The sequence below is a fragment of the Streptomyces sp. ALB3 genome, from assembly GCF_044385685.1.
GTDB lineage: Bacteria > Actinomycetota > Actinomycetes > Streptomycetales > Streptomycetaceae > Streptomyces.
This window is the reverse complement of the sequence record NZ_JBISCE010000026.1, coordinates 342,808-360,514: the sequence shown is the minus strand read 5'-3', so window position 1 is coordinate 360,514 and position 17,707 is coordinate 342,808. Positions and strand designations below refer to the sequence as shown.

General features: G+C 70.1%; 25 protein-coding genes. 17 read left to right on the top strand and 8 right to left on the bottom strand.

Annotated elements, in window-relative coordinates; translation table 11 throughout:
- The first annotated feature begins 112 nt into the window (after window positions 1-112).
- The gene (locus ACHFIV_RS13640; protein WP_398967464.1) at window positions 113-862 is read left to right on the top strand and encodes a hypothetical protein; all 750 of its coding nucleotides are present in this window, start codon (window positions 113-115) and stop codon (window positions 860-862) included.
- A 6-nt stretch (window positions 863-868) separates the two neighbouring features.
- Here ACHFIV_RS13640 and ACHFIV_RS13635 read toward each other — a convergent pair whose 3' ends face one another.
- Together ACHFIV_RS13635 and ACHFIV_RS13630 are read right to left on the bottom strand one after the other, a co-directional pair.
- A complete protein-coding gene (locus ACHFIV_RS13635) occupies window positions 869-1,483 on the bottom strand; it encodes an endonuclease (RefSeq protein WP_398967461.1) in 615 nt (204 codons plus the stop codon).
- Window positions 1,480-1,662: a DUF6480 family protein gene (locus tag ACHFIV_RS13630; protein WP_398967459.1), complete on the bottom strand. Its 183-nt coding sequence runs from the start codon at window positions 1,660-1,662 to the stop codon at window positions 1,480-1,482. Before ACHFIV_RS13630 ends, ACHFIV_RS13635 begins: the two co-directional genes overlap by 4 nt.
- Before the next feature lie 127 nt (window positions 1,663-1,789).
- Between ACHFIV_RS13630 and ACHFIV_RS13625 the strand changes: the two genes are divergently transcribed.
- Window positions 1,790-3,028, top strand: coding sequence for an aromatic acid exporter family protein (locus tag ACHFIV_RS13625; protein WP_398967456.1), 1,239 nt, complete (start codon window positions 1,790-1,792; stop codon window positions 3,026-3,028).
- 6 nt (window positions 3,029-3,034) lie between these two features.
- Here the strand turns inward: ACHFIV_RS13625 and ACHFIV_RS13620 are convergent, their stop codons facing one another.
- From ACHFIV_RS13620 to ACHFIV_RS13600, 5 genes are all read right to left on the bottom strand, one after another.
- Window positions 3,035-3,262, bottom strand: coding sequence for a CDGSH iron-sulfur domain-containing protein (locus ACHFIV_RS13620; RefSeq protein WP_398967453.1), 228 nt, complete (start codon window positions 3,260-3,262; stop codon window positions 3,035-3,037).
- Window positions 3,246-3,929 carry a HemK2/MTQ2 family protein methyltransferase gene (locus tag ACHFIV_RS13615; protein WP_398967450.1) on the bottom strand — a complete coding sequence of 228 codons (684 nt, stop codon included), beginning with the start codon at window positions 3,927-3,929 and terminating at the stop codon, window positions 3,246-3,248. The genes ACHFIV_RS13620 and ACHFIV_RS13615 overlap by 17 nt, the downstream gene beginning before the upstream one ends.
- A 66-nt stretch (window positions 3,930-3,995) precedes the next feature.
- Complete coding sequence (locus ACHFIV_RS13610; protein WP_398967447.1) at window positions 3,996-4,958, bottom strand: iron-containing redox enzyme family protein; 963 nt, start codon at window positions 4,956-4,958, stop codon at window positions 3,996-3,998.
- Between the two features lie 108 nt (window positions 4,959-5,066).
- Window positions 5,067-6,086 carry a PHP domain-containing protein gene (locus tag ACHFIV_RS13605; RefSeq protein ID WP_398967444.1) on the bottom strand — a complete coding sequence of 340 codons (1,020 nt, stop codon included), beginning with the start codon at window positions 6,084-6,086 and terminating at the stop codon, window positions 5,067-5,069.
- Window positions 6,087-6,088: 2 nt separating this feature from the next.
- Window positions 6,089-6,532, bottom strand: coding sequence for a hypothetical protein (locus tag ACHFIV_RS13600; protein WP_398967442.1), 444 nt, complete (start codon window positions 6,530-6,532; stop codon window positions 6,089-6,091).
- 123 nt (window positions 6,533-6,655) lie between these two features.
- Here ACHFIV_RS13600 and ACHFIV_RS13595 point away from each other — a divergent pair, with 123 nt between their 5' ends.
- The 15 genes from ACHFIV_RS13595 to ACHFIV_RS13525 all read left to right on the top strand — a co-directional run bounded on the left by ACHFIV_RS13595 (window position 6,656) and on the right by ACHFIV_RS13525 (window position 17,039).
- Window positions 6,656-6,976 carry a gas vesicle protein gene (locus ACHFIV_RS13595; protein WP_398967439.1) on the top strand — a complete coding sequence of 107 codons (321 nt, stop codon included), beginning with the start codon at window positions 6,656-6,658 and terminating at the stop codon, window positions 6,974-6,976.
- Between the two features lie 34 nt (window positions 6,977-7,010).
- Entirely contained in the window at window positions 7,011-7,463 is a 453-nt protein-coding gene (locus ACHFIV_RS13590; protein WP_398967436.1) for a gas vesicle structural protein GvpA, read from the top strand.
- A 3-nt stretch (window positions 7,464-7,466) separates the two neighbouring features.
- Window positions 7,467-8,216 (top strand): GvpL/GvpF family gas vesicle protein, encoded by a 750-nt coding sequence (locus ACHFIV_RS13585; RefSeq protein ID WP_398967433.1) that lies wholly within the window; start codon window positions 7,467-7,469, stop codon window positions 8,214-8,216.
- A gap of 1 nt (window position 8,217) precedes the next feature.
- A complete protein-coding gene (locus ACHFIV_RS13580; protein WP_398967430.1) occupies window positions 8,218-8,472 on the top strand; it encodes a gas vesicle protein GvpG in 255 nt (84 codons plus the stop codon).
- Window positions 8,473-8,479: 7 nt separating this feature from the next.
- Window positions 8,480-9,418, top strand: a complete 939-nt coding sequence (locus ACHFIV_RS13575) for a histone protein (RefSeq protein ID WP_398967427.1) — start codon at window positions 8,480-8,482, stop codon at window positions 9,416-9,418.
- 6 nt (window positions 9,419-9,424) lie between these two features.
- Window positions 9,425-10,567 carry an SRPBCC family protein gene (locus ACHFIV_RS13570; RefSeq protein WP_398967424.1) on the top strand — a complete coding sequence of 381 codons (1,143 nt, stop codon included), beginning with the start codon at window positions 9,425-9,427 and terminating at the stop codon, window positions 10,565-10,567.
- Window positions 10,564-10,899, top strand: a complete 336-nt coding sequence (locus ACHFIV_RS13565; protein WP_398967422.1) for a gas vesicle protein — start codon at window positions 10,564-10,566, stop codon at window positions 10,897-10,899. Before ACHFIV_RS13570 ends, ACHFIV_RS13565 begins: the two co-directional genes overlap by 4 nt.
- Window positions 10,900-10,918: 19 nt before the next feature.
- Window positions 10,919-11,731 (top strand): GvpL/GvpF family gas vesicle protein, encoded by an 813-nt coding sequence (locus ACHFIV_RS13560; RefSeq protein WP_398967420.1) that lies wholly within the window; start codon window positions 10,919-10,921, stop codon window positions 11,729-11,731.
- A gap of 2 nt (window positions 11,732-11,733) precedes the next feature.
- Window positions 11,734-11,961: a gas vesicle protein gene (locus tag ACHFIV_RS13555; protein ID WP_398967418.1), complete on the top strand. Its 228-nt coding sequence runs from the start codon at window positions 11,734-11,736 to the stop codon at window positions 11,959-11,961.
- Complete coding sequence (locus ACHFIV_RS13550; protein WP_398967416.1) at window positions 11,958-12,236, top strand: gas vesicle protein K; 279 nt, start codon at window positions 11,958-11,960, stop codon at window positions 12,234-12,236. Before ACHFIV_RS13555 ends, ACHFIV_RS13550 begins: the two co-directional genes overlap by 4 nt.
- 130 nt (window positions 12,237-12,366) lie before the next feature.
- On the top strand, window positions 12,367-12,522 hold the full coding sequence (locus ACHFIV_RS13545) for a DUF6131 family protein (protein WP_398967414.1): 156 nt from the start codon (window positions 12,367-12,369) through the stop codon (window positions 12,520-12,522).
- A 107-nt stretch (window positions 12,523-12,629) separates the two neighbouring features.
- On the top strand, window positions 12,630-13,298 hold the full coding sequence (locus ACHFIV_RS13540; RefSeq protein ID WP_398967412.1) for a lytic polysaccharide monooxygenase auxiliary activity family 9 protein: 669 nt from the start codon (window positions 12,630-12,632) through the stop codon (window positions 13,296-13,298).
- A 192-nt stretch (window positions 13,299-13,490) separates the two neighbouring features.
- Entirely contained in the window at window positions 13,491-15,188 is a 1,698-nt protein-coding gene (locus ACHFIV_RS13535; RefSeq protein WP_398968201.1) for an MFS transporter, read from the top strand.
- 43 nt (window positions 15,189-15,231) lie between these two features.
- Window positions 15,232-16,428, top strand: coding sequence for a serine/threonine-protein kinase (locus tag ACHFIV_RS13530; protein WP_398967409.1), 1,197 nt, complete (start codon window positions 15,232-15,234; stop codon window positions 16,426-16,428).
- The gene (locus ACHFIV_RS13525) at window positions 16,425-17,039 is read left to right on the top strand and encodes a hypothetical protein (protein WP_398967407.1); all 615 of its coding nucleotides are present in this window, start codon (window positions 16,425-16,427) and stop codon (window positions 17,037-17,039) included. Before ACHFIV_RS13530 ends, ACHFIV_RS13525 begins: the two co-directional genes overlap by 4 nt.
- 58 nt (window positions 17,040-17,097) lie before the next feature.
- Here the strand turns inward: ACHFIV_RS13525 and ACHFIV_RS13520 are convergent, their stop codons facing one another.
- The gene (locus tag ACHFIV_RS13520; RefSeq protein ID WP_398967404.1) at window positions 17,098-17,679 is read right to left on the bottom strand and encodes an N-acetylmuramoyl-L-alanine amidase; all 582 of its coding nucleotides are present in this window, start codon (window positions 17,677-17,679) and stop codon (window positions 17,098-17,100) included.
- Between the last annotated feature and the right edge of the window lie 28 nt (window positions 17,680-17,707).

Below are 17,707 nucleotides of genomic sequence, written 5' to 3'. Positions count from 1 at the left end.
AGAGCGCCGCAGGGGAACCGCACGAGGCGGTACCGTCGTCCCAGGGCCCCCGCGCGCTCGTCGACATGGCCTGGACCTCACCGGTCCCGGCCACGCACCTGGAGAACCACCCATGTCCTTCCCGCCCCCCGGGCGACACTCGGGCGCCGCTCACCACGAGTACTGCAACAACGCCCTGTGCTGCCGTTGCCAGCAGCGCCAGTGGACGACGAAGCTCGGCGACGAGCGCCTCTGCGGACCCTGTGCCGCTTGCTGCCGCGACTGCGGCCGGGCCCCCGCGCCCCATCTGGACGGACTGGACGACGGGCTCTGCGCGGAATGCCGGGGCCAGTGCGGCCGGTGTCAGCGGGCGCTGCCGCCGGAGGGCCCCTGCGGCTGCCGCAAGTGGCGCGAGCGGGCGGGCGGCGACCCGGTCGCCTACATCCTCCAGGCCCTCCCGCAACCGCTGGTCCAGGCGCTCGGACACCGCCACCCCCGCACGGTGCACGACCTGCTCCACCGGGAGCTCGCCCGACGCACTCCCGACCAGCTCCTGGAGCGCCTCGAGCGCCGGTGGAACGTGCGCTGGTCCCATGCCCTCCACGAGAAGGACGAGGACGGCCGGCGCCGCTGGGCTCCGCAGGAGATCGCCGAAGCGCTGGTCGGCCCCGGCCACTGCGCGAACCCCCAGTGCGAGGACGGCTACCTGATCACCACCGACACGCCGTGCGGGCAGTGCCTGCGCCCCACTCACCGCTTCGTGACATCGGTGGCCGACCGCAGGGCGACGTCCGACCACGCCCGCGCGACGGCGGCGCAGATCAGGCGCGCGCTGGTGGAGGGCCGGTCCGTCAAGCCGGGCAAGCGGCGCCATCAGAGCTGAGCCGGCTCACCCCTTGTCGAGCGCGCCCCGCACCAGGGCCGCCGCGAGAACAGCCGGGTCCAGATCCTTCGCCAGCCGGGACAGCTTGTCCGGCGCCTGGGGGAGACCGAGCCGTTCGGCGCCCTGGATCGCCTTCGCGTCCAGGTAGGGCGCGGTCTCGGGCCACACCGTCTGCACCTCGCGGAGGAAGATGTCGGCGCCCGCGGGCCCTATCCCGGGAAAGCGGCGAAGCCCCGCCCGGAGGGTCTCCGTGTCACCGTCCGCCTCTTCGCGAAGACGCCGGAGATCCCCGCCGTAGGTGTCGAGCAGCAGGTGGGCGCCGTCCCCCAGCTGGGTCGCCGTGCGCTCGTCGTACCGGCGGTAGCCGCCTTCGCCCAGCGCGTCGACGCGCTCCTGCCATGTGGCGTCGGCCATGCGGCGCGGCGTGCGCAACCCGTGCGAGTAGAGCGCCCGCGCGGCTGCCACGGCGACCTGGGCGCGGATCCGCGCGCTCAGCAGATGGCTCAGCACGAGGAGCTGGTACAGGGGCTGCGGAGTGTCGCGCATCCGGATGCCCGCTTCGGCGGCATACGTGATGCCGTGCTGTTCCAGCAGCGTGTCGAGAGTGTCGCGCGCACTCACGTGAACCCGAAGACGCGTGCGATGAAGTAACCGGCGACGACGGCTGAGCCGAGCATCACCACCATCGCCCAGAAGACAGGGTGTTCCCAGATTCCTCCGTCGGCGCGTTCGACGTGCGCTTCGCTTATGCAGCCCTCTGCGGGAGGCGTCTCCCCAGGGGGCGTCAGTGAGATAGCCATGGGTCCAGCTTCTCTCCATCCGGCCGCGACCGCGAGACCGGTACCGATGGGCGCACGCGTACGTCCGTACGGAGTCCGACCGGCTCGGGAAGCGCTGAGCGGCCGGTATTCGGGGCACCGTGAAGGAATGCCTGCAGTTTCCGCGCCCGAACCCGTCATCAAACTCGTCCAGCGCACCACCGAGCCGGCCGCCGCCCAGACGCTGCGGTCGACGGCGGCGGCCGTCATCGCCTTCGCGGTCGCCCAGACGGTTCTCCCCGCCCCGCACCCGGCCCCCCTCACCGCCCCGCTCACCGCACTCCTCGTCGTGCAGGTGACCCTCTACGCCACGCTGACCACCGGGATCAGACGTGTGAACGCCGTCGTCGTCGGGGTGCTGATCGCCGGCGGCTTCAGCGCTCTGGTGGGCCTGAGCTGGTGGAGTCTCGGACTGACGATCTTCACGTCCCTGCTCATCGGACGGCTGGTACGGGTCAACGAGTTCGTACCCGAGGTGGCCATCAGCGCCATGCTGGTCCTCGGCGTCTCGCAGGCCGCCGCCTATGCCTGGGAGCGCGTGCTGGAGACGCTGATCGGGGCCGGCGTGGGCCTGCTCTTCAACCTCCTGCTGGCACCGCCCGTCTGGGTCGAGTCGGCGGGCGCGTCCATCGGCGGCCTGGGGGAGCGCATGGGGAGGATGTTCCGGGCCCTGGGGGAGGAGATCGGCGGCAACCACCCCGTGCGCGAGGCCGCGGCCCGTCTGCACGAGGCCCGCCGCCTGGACCACGACATCGTGGAGGTCGACGCGTCCCTGCGGCAGGCCGAGGAGAGCCTGATGCTCAACCCGCGCGTCAGGGAAGGGCTGCTCCACCGCGTCGTCCTGCGGACCGGTCTCGACACGCTGGAAATCTGCGCCGTCGTCCTGCGCGTCCTGACGCGCACGCTCACCGACCTCGCGAAGGCGCGCACGGACGAAAGGCTCTTCCCCGAGGACGTGGCCACCGACCTGAGGGAACTGTTCGGGCACATGTCCGATGCCATCGAGGGGTTCGCGGTGATGATCACCACGCCGATGGCCGAGAGCGGCGAAGAGGCCGAGGACCGTCTGGCCGAGGCGCTCGCCCGCAGCCGCTCGACGCGCGACCGGGTGGCGGACCTGCTCCTCGAAGACGTCCAGGAGCACCCCAGGCAGTGGCAGCTGCACGGCGCCCTGCTCGCGGAGGTCGACCGCATCCTCGACGAGCTCGACATCGACAAGCGCACGGAGCGCCTGGCCGAAGAGCTGGACCGCCGTTCGGCCGAGGCGCACGAACGCCACCCGCGGCTGCGGGCCATGTCCCGTCGGCTGCGCGGGGCGACGCAGACGCGGCTGCGCGCCGACAGCTGAGCGACCTCAGTCCGCCTCGCGGCCGGGCTCCTGGTCCGGCCGCGAGCGGCGTCGGTGGCTGGTGTCGCACCACGGATACATCCGGCTCCGCCGGCACATGCAGAGCGCCACGACGAACCGGTCGGAGACGGCCACACTGCCGTCCGGGCAGGTGACCTCCACGGGTCCTTCGACAAGCAGGGGACCCTCGTCGCCGAGGGTGACCCGGCACGGGCGCTCAGGCTTGTTCGGCACGGATCACCACCAGTTCCTCCGCCATCTCCCCCTCGTGGACGAGCCCCCTCTCCCGGAGCCAGCGCAGTCTGGAGCGGAGCACGGGCCCGAGGGGAACGAGGGCGCGGTCGGTGACACGGGCTCGCAACCCGGCATCCGAGAGGCGCCGCAGCGTCACGTCGCTGTCGCACAGACCGGAGTGCACGAGGAGGAGACGGCCTCCGGGCCGCAACGCGGAAGGAGCGGTCTCACAGATCCGGTCGAGGACCGCCCTGCCGTCACGCCCGGCCTCCCAGGCCCGCGCCGCCCCGCGCACCGGCAGTCCGCCCATGGGTGACGGCACGTAGGGCGGGTTGCAGATCACCAGGTCGTAGGACCGGCCGGGCAGGGCCGAGAGGAGATCGCTCCGCTGCACGGTGATCCGCCGGCGGTGCAGCAGCGCGTTCAGCCGGGCGGTCACCAGGGCACGCCGCGCGATGTCCACGGCAGTCACCCGCGCACCCAGTTGAGCCGCGTGCAGCGCGAGGGCCCCGCTGCCCGTGCCGACGTCCAGGACCTCGGTGCCCGGCCCGATGTCCTCCCGGTTCAGGGCGTCCATGAGCAGGCGGGTGTCGTGCTGGGGTGCGTAGACCCCTGGGAGGGTCATCAGGCGCGGTGCCCGGGTGTCCTCGGCCATGTCTGCGGACATCTGTGACTCCGTTCGGTGTTCGATGGTGTTCGTTGCTGGTGCGCGGGCTCGGGCCGGGGCGGTGCCTCAGGCCCGCCAGTCCTTCAGCAGCCGGTCTCCGAGACGGTCCTCGAGATACGAGGTCGCGGTGATGCCGAAGGCGACGTCGCCCGCCAGTCCGGGTTCGTCCTCGAGCAGGCCGCCGATCACGTCGCGGCGTACCACCTGCTCGTGCACGGCGTCGGCCTCGACGTGCTCGGTGTAGAAGAACTCCGCCGCGGGACCCGCGCCGGTGCGCTTCATGGCGCGGGCGAGGCGCCGCGAAGCGGGGGAGGAGGTGATTTCGACGGCTGCGAAGTGGCCGACCAGCGCACCGCGCAGACGCCGGTGCAGACCGAAGAGCGACATCTGGTTCACCAGGGCCAGCATGGGTGCGCAGCCGTCGTCCAGATACCGGCCGTACGTGGTGTCGAGACCGAGATCGGTCATGAGGTCGGCGAACAGCTGGGCGTGGACCCGTTCGGCGCGTCCCGCACCGAACTCGTCGTACTCGATCGCCGCCATACCGGCCTTGGCGCGCCCGCTGAGCCGGGGCAGCACCCAGGCGTGCGGGTCGGCCTCCTTGAGGTGGTACAGCGAGCGCTGCACCGCGTAGTCGCGCAGGTGACGGAGCTCGCCTTGGTCCTGCAGGAACCACGAGAGTCCGGTGCCGCGGACCGGCTCCACGAGAAGACCGTCCAGGATGTCGTCAAGGCTCGACGCTTCGGTGGCGTCGCGCCGCAGGGCGGCCAGGAAGCGGTCCTCCAACGCGGCGCGGACGGCGAGGAGCGGCGGATGCCACTCCAGTTCCGGGCGCACCCCGGCGAACCCGCGGTAGTGCAACTCGTAACAGACGTACAGGGCGAGCTGCAGGTCGTCGCCGTAGGGATCGACAGCCCGCGCGGCATCCGGGTCCGGCAGAGCGCAGCCGTCCCGCAGGAAACCGATGACCCCTGCGGAGAGCTCTCCGCGTGCTCGCGGTAGGGAAGGGCTGGTGTGATGACGTGACATGGTTTCCTCCTGCCCCGGCATGCCCCGGAGTCACATGGACAACCGGGATCGACTCTACGCCCAACCCCCGTGACCGGCCCGTCTTCGCCGGCACGCCCCGGTGACGGCCTACGCGCGTGTCTTCTCACCCGTCCAGCGCAGGAGCCGCTCCACGGGCCACGTGGTGACGACCCGGTCCACCGGAACGCCGCACTCCTCCGCCCGGGAACAGCCGTACCGCTGCCAGTCGAGCTGCCCCGGCGCGTGCGCGTCGGTGTCGATGGACAGGAGGGCGCCCGACGCGACCGCCTTCCGCAACAGTTCGCGCGGGGGATCGAGCCGCTCCGGGCGGCAGTTGATCTCCACCGCCGTCCCCGCCTCCGCACACGCGGCGAAGACCCGGCCGGCGTCGAACTGCGACTCGGGCCGCTTCTTGCCACCGAGGAGCCGCCCCGTGCAGTGCCCCAGGACGTCCGCATGCGGATTGCGTACGGCGGTGAGCATCCGCTCCGTCATCTCCGCCGCGTCCATGCGCAGCTTCGAATGCACGGAGACGACGACCACGTCGAGCCGCTCGAGCACCTCGGCGTCCTGGTCCAGTGAGCCGTCGGCCAGGATGTCGCACTCGATGCCGGTGAGCAGACGAAAGGGTGCCCAGCGCTCGTTGAGCTGTGTCACGACGGACAACTGATCGAGGAGGCGCTCGGTCGAGAGCCCGTTGGCCACGGTCAACCGGGGGGAGTGGTCGGTGAGTACCGCCCACTCGTGGCCCAGCTCGATCGCCGTCCGGCCCATCTCCTCGATGGAACTGCCACCGTCGGACCAGTCCGAGTGCAGATGGCAGTCACCGCGGAGCGCGGCGAGCAGCGTCTGACCACCCGGGGCCAACGGCGCCGAGGCCTCCTCCTCCAGCGCCTGGAGATAGCCGGGCGTCGCGCCCTGCGCGGCCTCACGGATCACCTTCGCCGTCTTCGGCCCGATGCCGCGCACGGTCTCCAGCGAACCGTGCGCCACCCGCTGGGCGATTTCGTCCGCGTCCATGGTGCCGATCGCGTCCGCCGCCGTGCGGAAGGCCTTCACCCGGTACGTGGCTGCCTGGGACCGCTCCAGAAGGAAGGCGATCCGTCGCAGGGCCTCCGCCGCATCCATCGTCAGGGCCGCGCGGTGTGGTGAGGATGCCCGTGGGTACGGCGGGCCTCTTTCATCTCCGCCTCGAAGAGGTGGCGCCGTCCTCCCGCCAGCTCCTCGCGCACCCGCTCCTCAACCGCGACGAACGGCCGGTAGTACGTGTCGTCGTACGCCTCGACGAGCTGGAAGGTCCAACAGCCGGGGATGACGTTGCGGCCGAGGATCTCCCGCTCGACCAGGTCGGCCTGCTCCGCGTGACCACCCATCCGGAGCAACTCGACCGCCCGGTCGAGGGTCAGATCCGCCCCGCCCGTGAGCTGGTGGAATCCGTAGAGCTGCCCTCGGGCCCTCTCCACCTTCTCCAGCGCCTCCGTCAGCGCTCCGAGCGCCTCGACGGTCGTGTCGCCGACACCCGATGGCCGTACGTGCTCTTCATCGGGCCTGTCCGGGCCACGGCTCTCACTCATGCCTACGACTGTGCACACGTCGAGTGCCACGCGTCCCGCCGGAACGCCGAAAGGGTGAGTGTCCCCGAGCACCCGCCGGTCCGTCGAGATGCGCCGCAACCGATCCTGACCAGACTGGATCCCATGGCAGAGAATCGGCGCGCCCGATCCGGGCAGACAGCGAAAACGGCAGCCCCCCGCCCCTCGTCCCGCCGCGGTCCCGAGGACGCTGCGCGCGCTGCCTGCGAGAGCCTGGAACGACTCATCCGTCACGCCGCGGAGGGCGTGTCGGCCGTGCGGCGCAAGGACGACGGATGGTGCGTCGTCGTCGACGTACTCGAAGTGCCCCGCATCCCGGACACCACGAGTCTGCTGGCCTCCTACGAGGTGCAGATCGACGACCGGGGCGAACTCATGGAGTACAGCAGGGTCCGCCGTTACCGGCGTGGCTCCGCCGACGAATGACCCGTGCCGCCCCAATCACCCGGAAGGACGCTCCATGACCACGACCATGTACGCCGACGAAGTCGCCCCGTGCCCGCCCCGGGCAGGGACGCTCTACGACGTTCTCGAACTCATCCTCGACCGGGGCATGGTCATCGACGTGTTCGTCCGGGTCTCACTCGTCGGCATCGAGATCCTCAAGATAGACGCGCGCATCGTCATCGCGAGTGTGGACACCTACCTGCGTTTCGCCGAGGCGTGCAACCGGCTCGACCTCGAGCGCGACTCGGGCAGCACCACCATCCCCGAGCTGCTCGGTGGACGCGCCGCCAAGTCGGTCGGCAAGCGGAAGGTGCGCAAGGCGGCGGAGTCGGTGGGGGACACGGTGCGCAAGGCGGTGGGGACGGGCGACGACGAGGACGACCACGGCGAGCGCGAGGAGCGGCCGAAGAAGCGCCGGGCCCCCGCCCGCGACGGCGCGAGCCGACGCCGGCACGCGGAGGCCTGAGCCGTGACCGAGAGCGGTGTGTACGTCTACGCGATCATTCCGGCAGGAAGGAAGCTCCCGGCCGACGCCGTCGGTGTGGGCAGCCCTCCGGCCGCTCTGCGGCTGGTCGGTGAGGGGCAGGTCACCGCCGTGGTGAGCGCCGCCCCACCACGACTGCGCGCGCGACGGCGGGACCTGATGGCGCACCAGGACCTGCTGATGCGCCTCTCGGACGGGAGCCCCCTGCTGCCCATGCGGTTCGGCGCGGTCGCACCGGACGAGGCCGCGGTCCGCGCTCAGCTGACAACATCGCAGGCCGATCACCTGGCGGCTCTCCGCCACCTCGAAGGAAGCGTGGAGATCAACGTCAAGGCGCTCCCCGCCCAGGACGCGCTCGCGGCCGTCGTCGCCGAGGAGAAGGACGTACGACGTCTGCGCGAGGCAGTGCGCAGGCGACCTGACTACGAGGCGAACGTCCGGCTCGGTGAGGCTGTGGCCACCGCCCTGTCCCGTCGGGCCTCCGAGGCCGGCAAGAGACTTCTGCACGAGCTCACGCCTCTGGCCCGTGCGGTGGCTGCAGGGCCGGAGGTCCCGGGATGCGCGCTCAACATGTCGTTTCTCGTCGAACGCGGGGAGAGCGACGCCTTCCGCGCAGCGGTGCGCCGGTTCGCCGACGCCCACCGGGCACGCGTCGAGCTGCGCGTGGCGGGGCCCCTGCCCTGCTACAGCTTCGTCTCCCCCCGCGGCAAGCGGCCGACGGCCGCGGGGGTCTGACATGGGACTGTTCACAGGCCTGCTCCTGCTACCCCTCGCACCGGTCCGCGGTGTGATCTGGGTCGCCGACAAGGTGCATGACGCGGCTGACCGTGAGCTGCACGACCCGGGGGTGATCCGGGCCCAGCTCGCCGCTCTGAACCAGGAGCTGGAAGACGGGAACGTCGGCCTGGAGGAGTTCGAACGGGAAGAGGAGGAGCTGCTCGACCGGCTCTACGCCGGCCGGGTCCGCCCCGCACCTAACCATCGAAGGTGACGCACTCATGGAAGATCAGACCAAGGCCACGCTCGCGGCAGCCGTAGTGGGCGGATACGTACTCGGACGCACGAAGAAGGGCCGCCTGGCCCTTTCCGTCGCCACCTATCTGGCGGGCAGGCGCTTCGGCCTGGAACCCCGGCAGCTGGCGGCCGAGGGCGTGCGCAGGTTGAGCGAGATGCCGCAGTTCGCGGAGCTCCAGGAACAGTTGCGGGGCGAGTTCCTCGAATCCGGCAGGAAAGCGCTGACGGCGGCCGCGGACCGTGGCATGAATTCGCTGGCCGACGCCATCGGCGACCGGACGGCGCGGCTGGGGAAGCCCGACGAGGAAGACGACGAGAACGAGGAGCACGAGGGCGAGTACGACGAGGACGAGCCCGAGGACGAGGAGGACGAAGAGGAGGAGGACGAAGAGGACGAAGAGGGTCCCGACGAGGACGAGGAGCCGGAGGAGGAGGACGAAGAGGACGAGGAGGACGAGGAGCCGGACGAGGAACCGGACGAGGAGCCGGACGAGGAGGACCAGGAGCCGGACGAGGAGGACGAGCCGGAAGAGCCTCGACCCAGCACGCGCCGGGGCAAGTCCTCCGCCGAGGACGGTGGACGCGGAGCCGGCAAGAAAGCGGCGGCGAAGAGGCAGGCTCCCGCGAAGAAGGCTGCTGAGCACAAGGCGCCCGCGAAGAAGGCAGCGGCGAAGAAGGCCACCGCCAAGAAGGCCGCTGCCAAGAAGTCGGCTCCCGCGAAGAAGGGCGCTGCGAAGAAGTCGGCTCCGGCCAAGAAGGCCGCCGCCAAGAAGTCGGCTCCGGCCAAGAAGGCCCCGGGGCGGAAGGCGCCCGCGAAGAAGTCGGCTCCGGCCCCGAAGTCCTCGGCCAAGAAGAGTGCCCCAGCCAAGAAGACGACGTCATCGAAGCGAGCCGCGTCCAAGCGCGGCGAACGGCGGAGGTAGGCAGCCATGGCCAGGACGGACAAGGAAGAACCCGAGGCGGAAGCGTCGGGCATGGACCGCCTCCGCGAGGAGCTCTCCAACTTCGTCGGCGCGCAGACCGGGAAGCTCGCACAGAAGGCGGGCGACAAGCTGACCGGTCTGACGGGGCAGCTCACCGACATCGCCGAGAACGGCGGTTCGCTGCCGTCGATCGGATCTCGGGTGCTGCAGGGCGAATCCCCCGTGAAGGCGTTCGTCTCGGAGAAGGCGGGGGACGTCAAGGACAAGGTCGTCGACAAGGCGAAGGACGTGTTCGGGGGTGGGAAGGGGAAGAGCAAGTCCGGTGGCGGCAAGTCCATGAACATCATCGAGGTCCTGGACGTCGGGGTGCCCCTGCGTGACGCCTACGACCACTGGACGCGGTACGACAAGTTCGGCAGCTTCGCGAAGGGCGTCCAGAGCGTCTCGATGGATGAGGAGATGTCGAGCGACTGGAAGGTCAAGATCGGCCCGTCCACGCGCGGCTTCAAGGCGACCGTCCAGGAGCAGGTCCCCGACGATCGCATCGTGTGGACGTCCGAGGGGGCCAAGGGCTCCACGCGTGGATGTGTGAGTTTCCACGAACTGGCGCCGAGTCTCACCCGCATCGTCCTGGTGATCGAGTACTTCCCCTCCGGGTTCTTCGAGAAGACGGGCAATCTCTGGCGGGTGCAGGGCCGCCGTATGCGACTGGACTTCAAACTCTTCCAGCGGTTCGTCACGCTCACGGACGAGGAGGCTGAGGGCTGGCGCGGTGAGATCCGTGACGGTGAAGTCGTCATGACGCACGAAGAGGCCATGGAGAAGGAGGAGTCCGAGGGCGAGGAGTCCGACGACTCCGGACGGGACGACGAGGAGTCCGACGACTCCGATGAGGAAGGGGGCGACGAAGAGCCGGAGGACGAGTACGAGGACGACGAGCCGGACGAGGACGAGGAGCCGGACGAGGACGAGGACGAGGAGCCGGACGAGGACGAGGAGGAGCCTGAGGAGGAGGAAGAAGAGGAGGAGGACGAGCCCGAGGACGACGAGGAGCCCGAAGAGGAGGACGAGGAGGAAGACCCCGAGGAGGACGAGGAGGAAGAGGACCCCGCACCCAGGAGACGACGTGGGCGGAGGGCATCGCGGTGACCGAGCTCGATCTCGGGCGGGACGCCTACCCCGTCCCAGGGCCGCAGAACACCAACCTCGCCGACATCCTCGAACGCGTTCTCGACAAGGGAATCGTCATCGCCGGCGACATCAAGATCGACCTTCTCGACATCGAGCTGCTCACCATTCGGCTCCGTCTGTTCGTGGCCTCGGTGGATACCGCCAAGAAGGCCGGGATCGACTGGTGGGAGACGGATCCGGCACTGAGCTCGCGCGCCGCGCGTCACTCGCTCCAGGACGAGAACCGGGAACTGCGCGAGCGTCTGGAAGCGCTGGAGTCGAAGTCGGACGAGACGTCGGACGACCGATGAGCAAGGAGAACGGAGCCACATGACGGAGTGGGGAACCGAACAGGTCGTGGAGGGGACCGCCCTCTACGTGTTCGCCGTGTGTGAAGCACCGGATCCGGCCGTGTTCGCCTGTCTGCCGGGTGTCGCGGCGGGCGAACCGCTGCGCCCACTGTGCTTCGGTGCTCTGACGGCGATCGTCCAGGCGGTGCGGGCGGTGGACTTCACGGAAGAGGTGTGGCAGGCCCGCATGTCCGACCGGGGCGAGCTCGAGCGCTATGCCCGCGCACACCACGACGTGGTATCGGCGGCGGCTGCGTCGTGCCCGACCGTCCCTCTCCCGATGGCCACGCTCTACCACGACGAGGAACGGGCCCGGCAGGCGCTGCTCGGCGAGACGGAGCGCTTCCGCGGAGCTCTTGAGCGCACCGCGGGCCACTCGGAATGGGGCGTGAAAGTCTATGCCGCCCCCTTGCCGGCCTCTGACCCCACTCCACCGGTGCCCGGGACACCGACCGCACGCTCCCGCCCCGCTCCAGGAGCCGGCCTCGCCTATCTGGAGCGCAAGCGAGGAGTGCAGGCGCAACGCGAGCGGAGGCATGACGACGCACTCCGACTCGCCGAGACGGTGGACGGCGCCTACCGGAACCTCGCCGCCGCGGGGCGAAGGCTGCGGCTCCACGGTCCGGAGCTCGAGACGGACGGCCACCTGCAAGTGCTCAACGCCACCTACCTGGTGGCGGAGGACCGTGCGGTCGAGCTGGAGACACTCACCCGGAACCTGCGGGACGCGACAGGGACGCGGATCGACGTCTCGGGCCCCTGGGTGCCCTACTCCTTCGTCGGTGAGGTGTAGAGATGGAGCGTGAGGTGGTGCCCTGGGACAATCCCGAGCCGCTGACCGGCCCCATCGGCGTGCCGCTGGTCGACCTGCTGGACCGGGTCCTGGCGACGGGAGTGGTGGTCAGTGGTGACCTGGTGATCGCGATCGCGGACGTTCCGCTCGTGCGGCTGTCCCTCCACGCGTTGCTCTCCTCCGTCAACGAACGCATTCCGGCGCCCTGGGCGGACGGGGGCCCGCTGTGACCACCTCGCGACTCGATGTCGACTCGGACCAGCTGGGGCGCGATCTCGTGGCGCTGGTTCTGACCGTGGTGGAGCTGCTGCGGCAGCTGATGGAACGGCAGGCCATCCGCCGTATCGATCAGGGTGACCTCACCGAGAGCCAGGTGGACGAGATCGGGACGACGCTCATGCTGCTCGACCAGCGGATGGCGGAGCTCTGCGAGCAGCACGGAGTGCGGCCCGAGGACCTCAATCTGGACCTCGGCCCGCTGGGGAGCCTGCTGCCCCGCGACTGACCGAGCCCCGGCGTCGCCGACAGCACACGCTCACGGGCTCTGCGCTGCTGCTCTGGGCTTGGGGCGGTTCGCGGCATATGCTCATTTATATGCGCATACACAATGCGTCGCTCTGTGGTCGGAGGCAGTCATGATCATCATTGGAGCCATCCTGCTGATTCTCGGCCTGGTGACCGGCGTGGGTGTCCTCTGGACCATCGGCGTCATCCTGCTGGTGATAGGCCTCGCCCTGTGGCTGCTGGGAGCGGTGGGGCACGCGGTCGGGGGCCGCCGCCACTACTGGTGACCCCCTGGCGGATGTTTGAGAGGGCGCTGGCGGGGCAAAGCCACCATGGCGCGGGAGCGCTCCCACGCCGACTGATCCCCCCACCTCCCGGAATGGAGATCGCATCCATGATCTGTCATGACCGCGTCAATTTAGGCGGCTGGGCCGTGCGGCTCTGCGGTGTCTTCGTCGCCGCCGTACTCTGCCTCCTCCCGTGGACGGGCACCGCGAACGCCCACGGCTCGGTCGTCGACCCGGCCTCCCGCAACTACGGCTGCTGGCTGCGCTGGGGCGATGACTTCCAGAACCCCGCCATGGCGCAGGAGGACCCCATGTGCTGGCAGGCCTGGCAGGCCGACCCCAACGCCATGTGGAACTGGAACGGGCTCTACCGCAACGGCTCCGGCGGTAACTTCCCGGCCGTCGTGCCCGACGGCCAGCTGTGCAGCGGCGGCCACGCCGAGAGCGGGCGGTACAACTCCCTGGACGGGGTGGGCGCCTGGAAGACGACGGACGTCACCGGTGACTTCACGGTGAAGCTCCACGACCAGGCCAGCCACGGCGCCGACTACTTCAAGGTGTATGTCACGCGGCAGGGCTTCGACCCCGCCACGGAGGCGCTGGGCTGGGGTGATCTCCAACTGGTCGCCGAGACCGGTAGGTACGCCCCCGGCCAGAACTACGAGATCCCGGTGAGCACCTCGGGTCTCAGTGGCCGTCATGTCGTCTACACGATCTGGCAGGCATCGCACATGGACCAGACGTACTTCCTGTGCAGTGACGTGAACTTCACCTGATTCCGGCTCCCCGCCCCCTCGTGGCCCCGTCGGCCGTTCCTGACCGGCGGGGCCGTCGGACGTGCGCCTCGAGGTGGCCGTGCGCCCGTGCGCGCGTGCGTCACGTGATCGATTGGCGGTGCCGTCCGGCCCGTCCTAACGTCGATGAGTGAACGTTTCTGCGCACTGCCGACCCGTACGGCGCGTATCGCGATGACCGAAGCCCGAGCGAAGTCCTCGCCCGCTGCCGCATCCCCGGAGCGGGGCCGTGGCAAGGGGATAGCCCTGCTCATCATCGCCTCCTGTCAGCTGATGGTGGTACTCGACATCACCATCGTGAACATCGCCCTGCCGCACATACAGACCTCCCTCGGCTTCTCCACCGAGAGCCTGTCGTGGGTGATCAACGCCTACACCCTGACTTTCGGCGGGCTGCTCCTGCTCGGCGGCCGGCTGGGCGACATCCTCGGGCGCCGCAGGGTCTTCGTCTTCGGAGTCCTGCTCTTCGTGCTGGCCTCCCTGCTGGGCGGGCTCTCGCAGGAGTCGTGGCAGTTGCTCGCCGCTCGTGCGCTGCAGGGCGTCGGTGGTGCCATCGCCTCACCGACCGCCCTCTCGCTCATCACCACGACCTTCCGCGAAGGGCCTGAGCGGAACAGGGCGTTCGGAGTGTTCGCCGCCGTGTCCGCGGGCGGAAGCGCGATCGGCCTGCTCGCGGGGGGCCTGCTGGTGGAGTGGCTCGACTGGCGCTGGGTGCTCTTCGTCAACGTGCCCATCGGTCTGCTGATCGCCCTCGCGACACCCCGGTACATCAAGGAATCCGAGCGCCATCCGGGCCACTTCGACCTCCTGGGCGCGCTCACGTCCACCCTCGGTATGGTGCTGCTCGTCTACGGCTTCATCCGGGCGTCCGAGGACGGGTGGACCGACATCTTGACGATCGGCGCCTTCGTGGGTGCCGTGGTCTTCCTCGCGGCCTTCCTGGCCGTCGAGCGCCGGTCGAGGCAGCCCATCACGCCCTTGCCCATGTTCCGTGACCGCAATCGCGCCGGTGCCTACGGGATGATGCTGAGTCTGGCCGCGGCGATGTTCGGCATGTTCTTCTTCCTCACCCTCTTCGTACAGAACATCCTCGACTTCAGCCCGCTGCGGGCCGGCCTGGCCTTCCTGCCGGTGAGTGTGATCATTGCGATCAGCGCGGGACTCGCCTCGCAACTGCTGCCCAGATGGGGTCCCAAACCCTTCATGGTGGTGGGCGCGATCCTGGCGGCGATAGGGCTCGGCTGGCTCACGCTGACCGATGTCCACAGCACCTACCTGGGCAGCATCCTCGGGCCCATCCTGGTCTTCGGCTTCGGCATGGGTATGCAGTTCGTGTCCCTGACGCTGATGGCGGTGTCCGGGGTGGCACCCAGGGAGGCGGGCGCCGCCTCCGGGGTCCTCAACGCCACCCAGCAGGTCGGCGGCTCGCTGGGACTGTCCATCCTCGTCACGGTGTTCGGCACCGCCAGCCGCAACGAGGCGACGGACCAGGTTCCCCGCTTTCTCGCCGAGGCGACCCCTGCCCAGCAGTTGGAGTTCCGCAGGACGGGGGAGCTCCCCGCACCGTGGGCCGACCAGGTACTCGCCTCGGGCGTCTCCAGTGCCTTCGTCGTCGCCGCGGTCTTCTCCGTCGTCGCCGCGCTCATCGCGCTGCTCGTGATCCAGGTCCGGTCCTCCGACCTGGAACGGCTGAGGGGCGGAGGAGCCATGGGGCCACCGATGGTGGCCGATGAAGGTTCCACGGAAGAAGACGGACAGGGGGAGGACCCGGCGGGGAACGCTTCGCAGGCCGGTGGTGCCGACGGTGCGCGCGAGACGGACGTCCCGACACGGAGACAAGGCGGAGGCGAAGGTTCCTCCCCACTTGGATAGGGTGCCGTTCTCCATCAGTGTTCTTCGGGGGAGAGACAAGTCAATGAGCGGTCAGCAGAACGACCGGGGCAACGGTCCCCAGATCTTCCAGCCCCTGGCGGGCGACGACCCGGCCACGATCGCCGGGTACAGGATCGCCGCGAAGCTCGGGTCCGGCGGCATGGGCAAGGTCTATCTTTCCTACACGCCCGGCGGGCGGCCCGTGGCCATCAAGGTCATTCGCCCGGAGTTCGGTGAGGACCCGGAGTTCCGGCGCCGCTTCGCCCAGGAAGTCCAGTCCGCACAGCGAGTGCAGGGCCTGTTCACCGCCCCTGTCATCGACGCCGACACCGCCGGTACCCACCCATGGCTGGCGACCGCCTATGTACCCGGCCCCTCGTTGGCCGACGCGGTCGTCGCGCACGGAGCGCTGCCCGTGCAGGCGGTGCTCCTGCTCGTCGCCGGCGTGGCGGAAGCGCTCCACGTCATTCACGGTGCGGGCATCGTCCACCGGGATCTGAAGCCGTCCAACGTGCTGCTCGCCGCCGACGGGCCCCGGGTGATCGACTTCGGGATCGCCTACGCCGCCGACGCGACGTCGCTCACCGGCAGCGGAGTGACGATCGGCACCCCCTCGTTCATGGCGCCCGAACAGGCCGCAGGGCGCAAGGTGACCCCGGCCACCGACATCTTCGCTCTCGGCCAGGTGGCGGCGTACGCGGCAACGGGCGCCCCGGCCTTCGGCGAGGGTACTTCGCACGGCGTGCTCTACCGGATCGTGCACGAGGAACCCGACCTCGCGGGGGTCCCGGACCGGCTGACCGAGCTCGTCACCCGGTGCCTCACGAAGGACCCCGCCGGCAGGCCGTCGATCACCGAGATCATCGAGATGTGCAGGGCCGCCAACGCGGAGACGGTACTGCGGCGCCCGGAGGACTGGCTCCCCGCTCCGGTGGCCGCCGACATCACCGTGCGGGCGGCGGCCCCGGCGCCCGTCCAGACCCCGCCGCCCCCGGCCGCCGCCCCCACCACCCCGTCCCCGGGCGTGGCGTACTCACCCACCGCGCCGGTCACCCCCGCTCCGGCCACTCCGCCCCCGGGGTTCGGTCCGCCGCCCCACAGGGCGCAGCAGCCGCACCCGCCCACGCGGCAGGCCGGCCCGCAGGGTCATGCCTACGCACCCACGCAGTACCCCTCGTACGCGCAGGCCCATCCCGCGCCGGGTCGTCCCGTGCCCACCACGACGAACCAGCCCCCGTGACCGGGAAGGGCGCGGGGCGGCGCGCTCTGTTCATCGCCCTCGCTGCCGCGCTGGTCTTCGGTATCGCGGGCGGTGGCACGGCGTACCTGCTGAACCAGGACGACGAGAAGCAGACGCAGGGCGGGAGTTCGCCCCGGGGCGGGCAGGAGAAGGACAGCAGCGGGACGCCGGCGCCGGACGCGAAGCCCGCGGACACATCGGAGGACGAAGCGCAGGAAGAGCCCGCCCCGGAGCCCTCGGAGTACAAGGGCATCAATCTCACCGCCGGCTATCACCTGACGCTCGCGGACGAGGACGTGCGGCCCCAGGAGGGCGAGGACGCCGGGTACGAACTCTCCTACGACACCGGCGGGTACCTGGACGCGGAGAGCACCGGCGGAAAGCTGGTGCTGCTCGACCCCGCGCAGCAGGGGTCATTCGAAGTGTGCCGCGCGGACACCAGGTTCGCGGAGAACATCGCCACCGAGAAGCTGTCGAAGGGCCGTCAGGTCTGCGTGTTCACCGGCACGGGCCACATGGGTCTCGTGACCGTCCAGGGCTTCTCAGCCGAGGACTCGCCGAGCGAGTACATGAGTCTGGACCTGACGGTCTGGCGCAACGCGGCGGGCTGACCGGCCGGCCCGGCGGGCGGTGGGGAGTTGCCTCCGCCCGCCCGTCATCCCGCGGGCGTCAGACCAGGTTGACCAGGCGCATGAAGCGCTGCCAGTCCCAGTGGATCCCGGGGTCGGTGTGGTCGCTGCCCGGCACCTCGTGATGACCGATGATGTGCGTGCGGTCCTTGGGAAGGCCGTAGCGCTCGCAGATGTCCGCCGTGAGCTTCGCCGACCGCGCGTACATCGTGTGGGTGAAGTACCCGGGCTGGTCGACCCAGCCCTCGTGCTCGATCCCTACGCTGCGGGTGTTGTGATCCCACCTCCCCGCATGCCAGGCGATGTCCCGCTCCCGCACGCACTGGGCCACGAACCCGTCGCCCGAGCGCACCACGTAGTGGGCGGACACCCGCTTGGCCGGGTTCTGGAAGATACCGACGGTCTGCGTGAACGTCTGCTGGGCGACGTGGATGACGACGCGGTCGACCGGGTGGGACGAAGGGCGCCTCGCGGGCGTGTAGTTGGCCGTGGAGGCCGGATGCCACTGCGCTGCGGGGTGATCGGTCTCCTCCGTGGCAGCGGCCACGGCCCGGACGGACGCCGGGAGGAGCGCCGCGGTGGCCGTGACCGCGGCGCCCTGGAGGATCCGTCTGCGCTGCATGAGCACTCCTGTGCGAGGGACGTGTTAC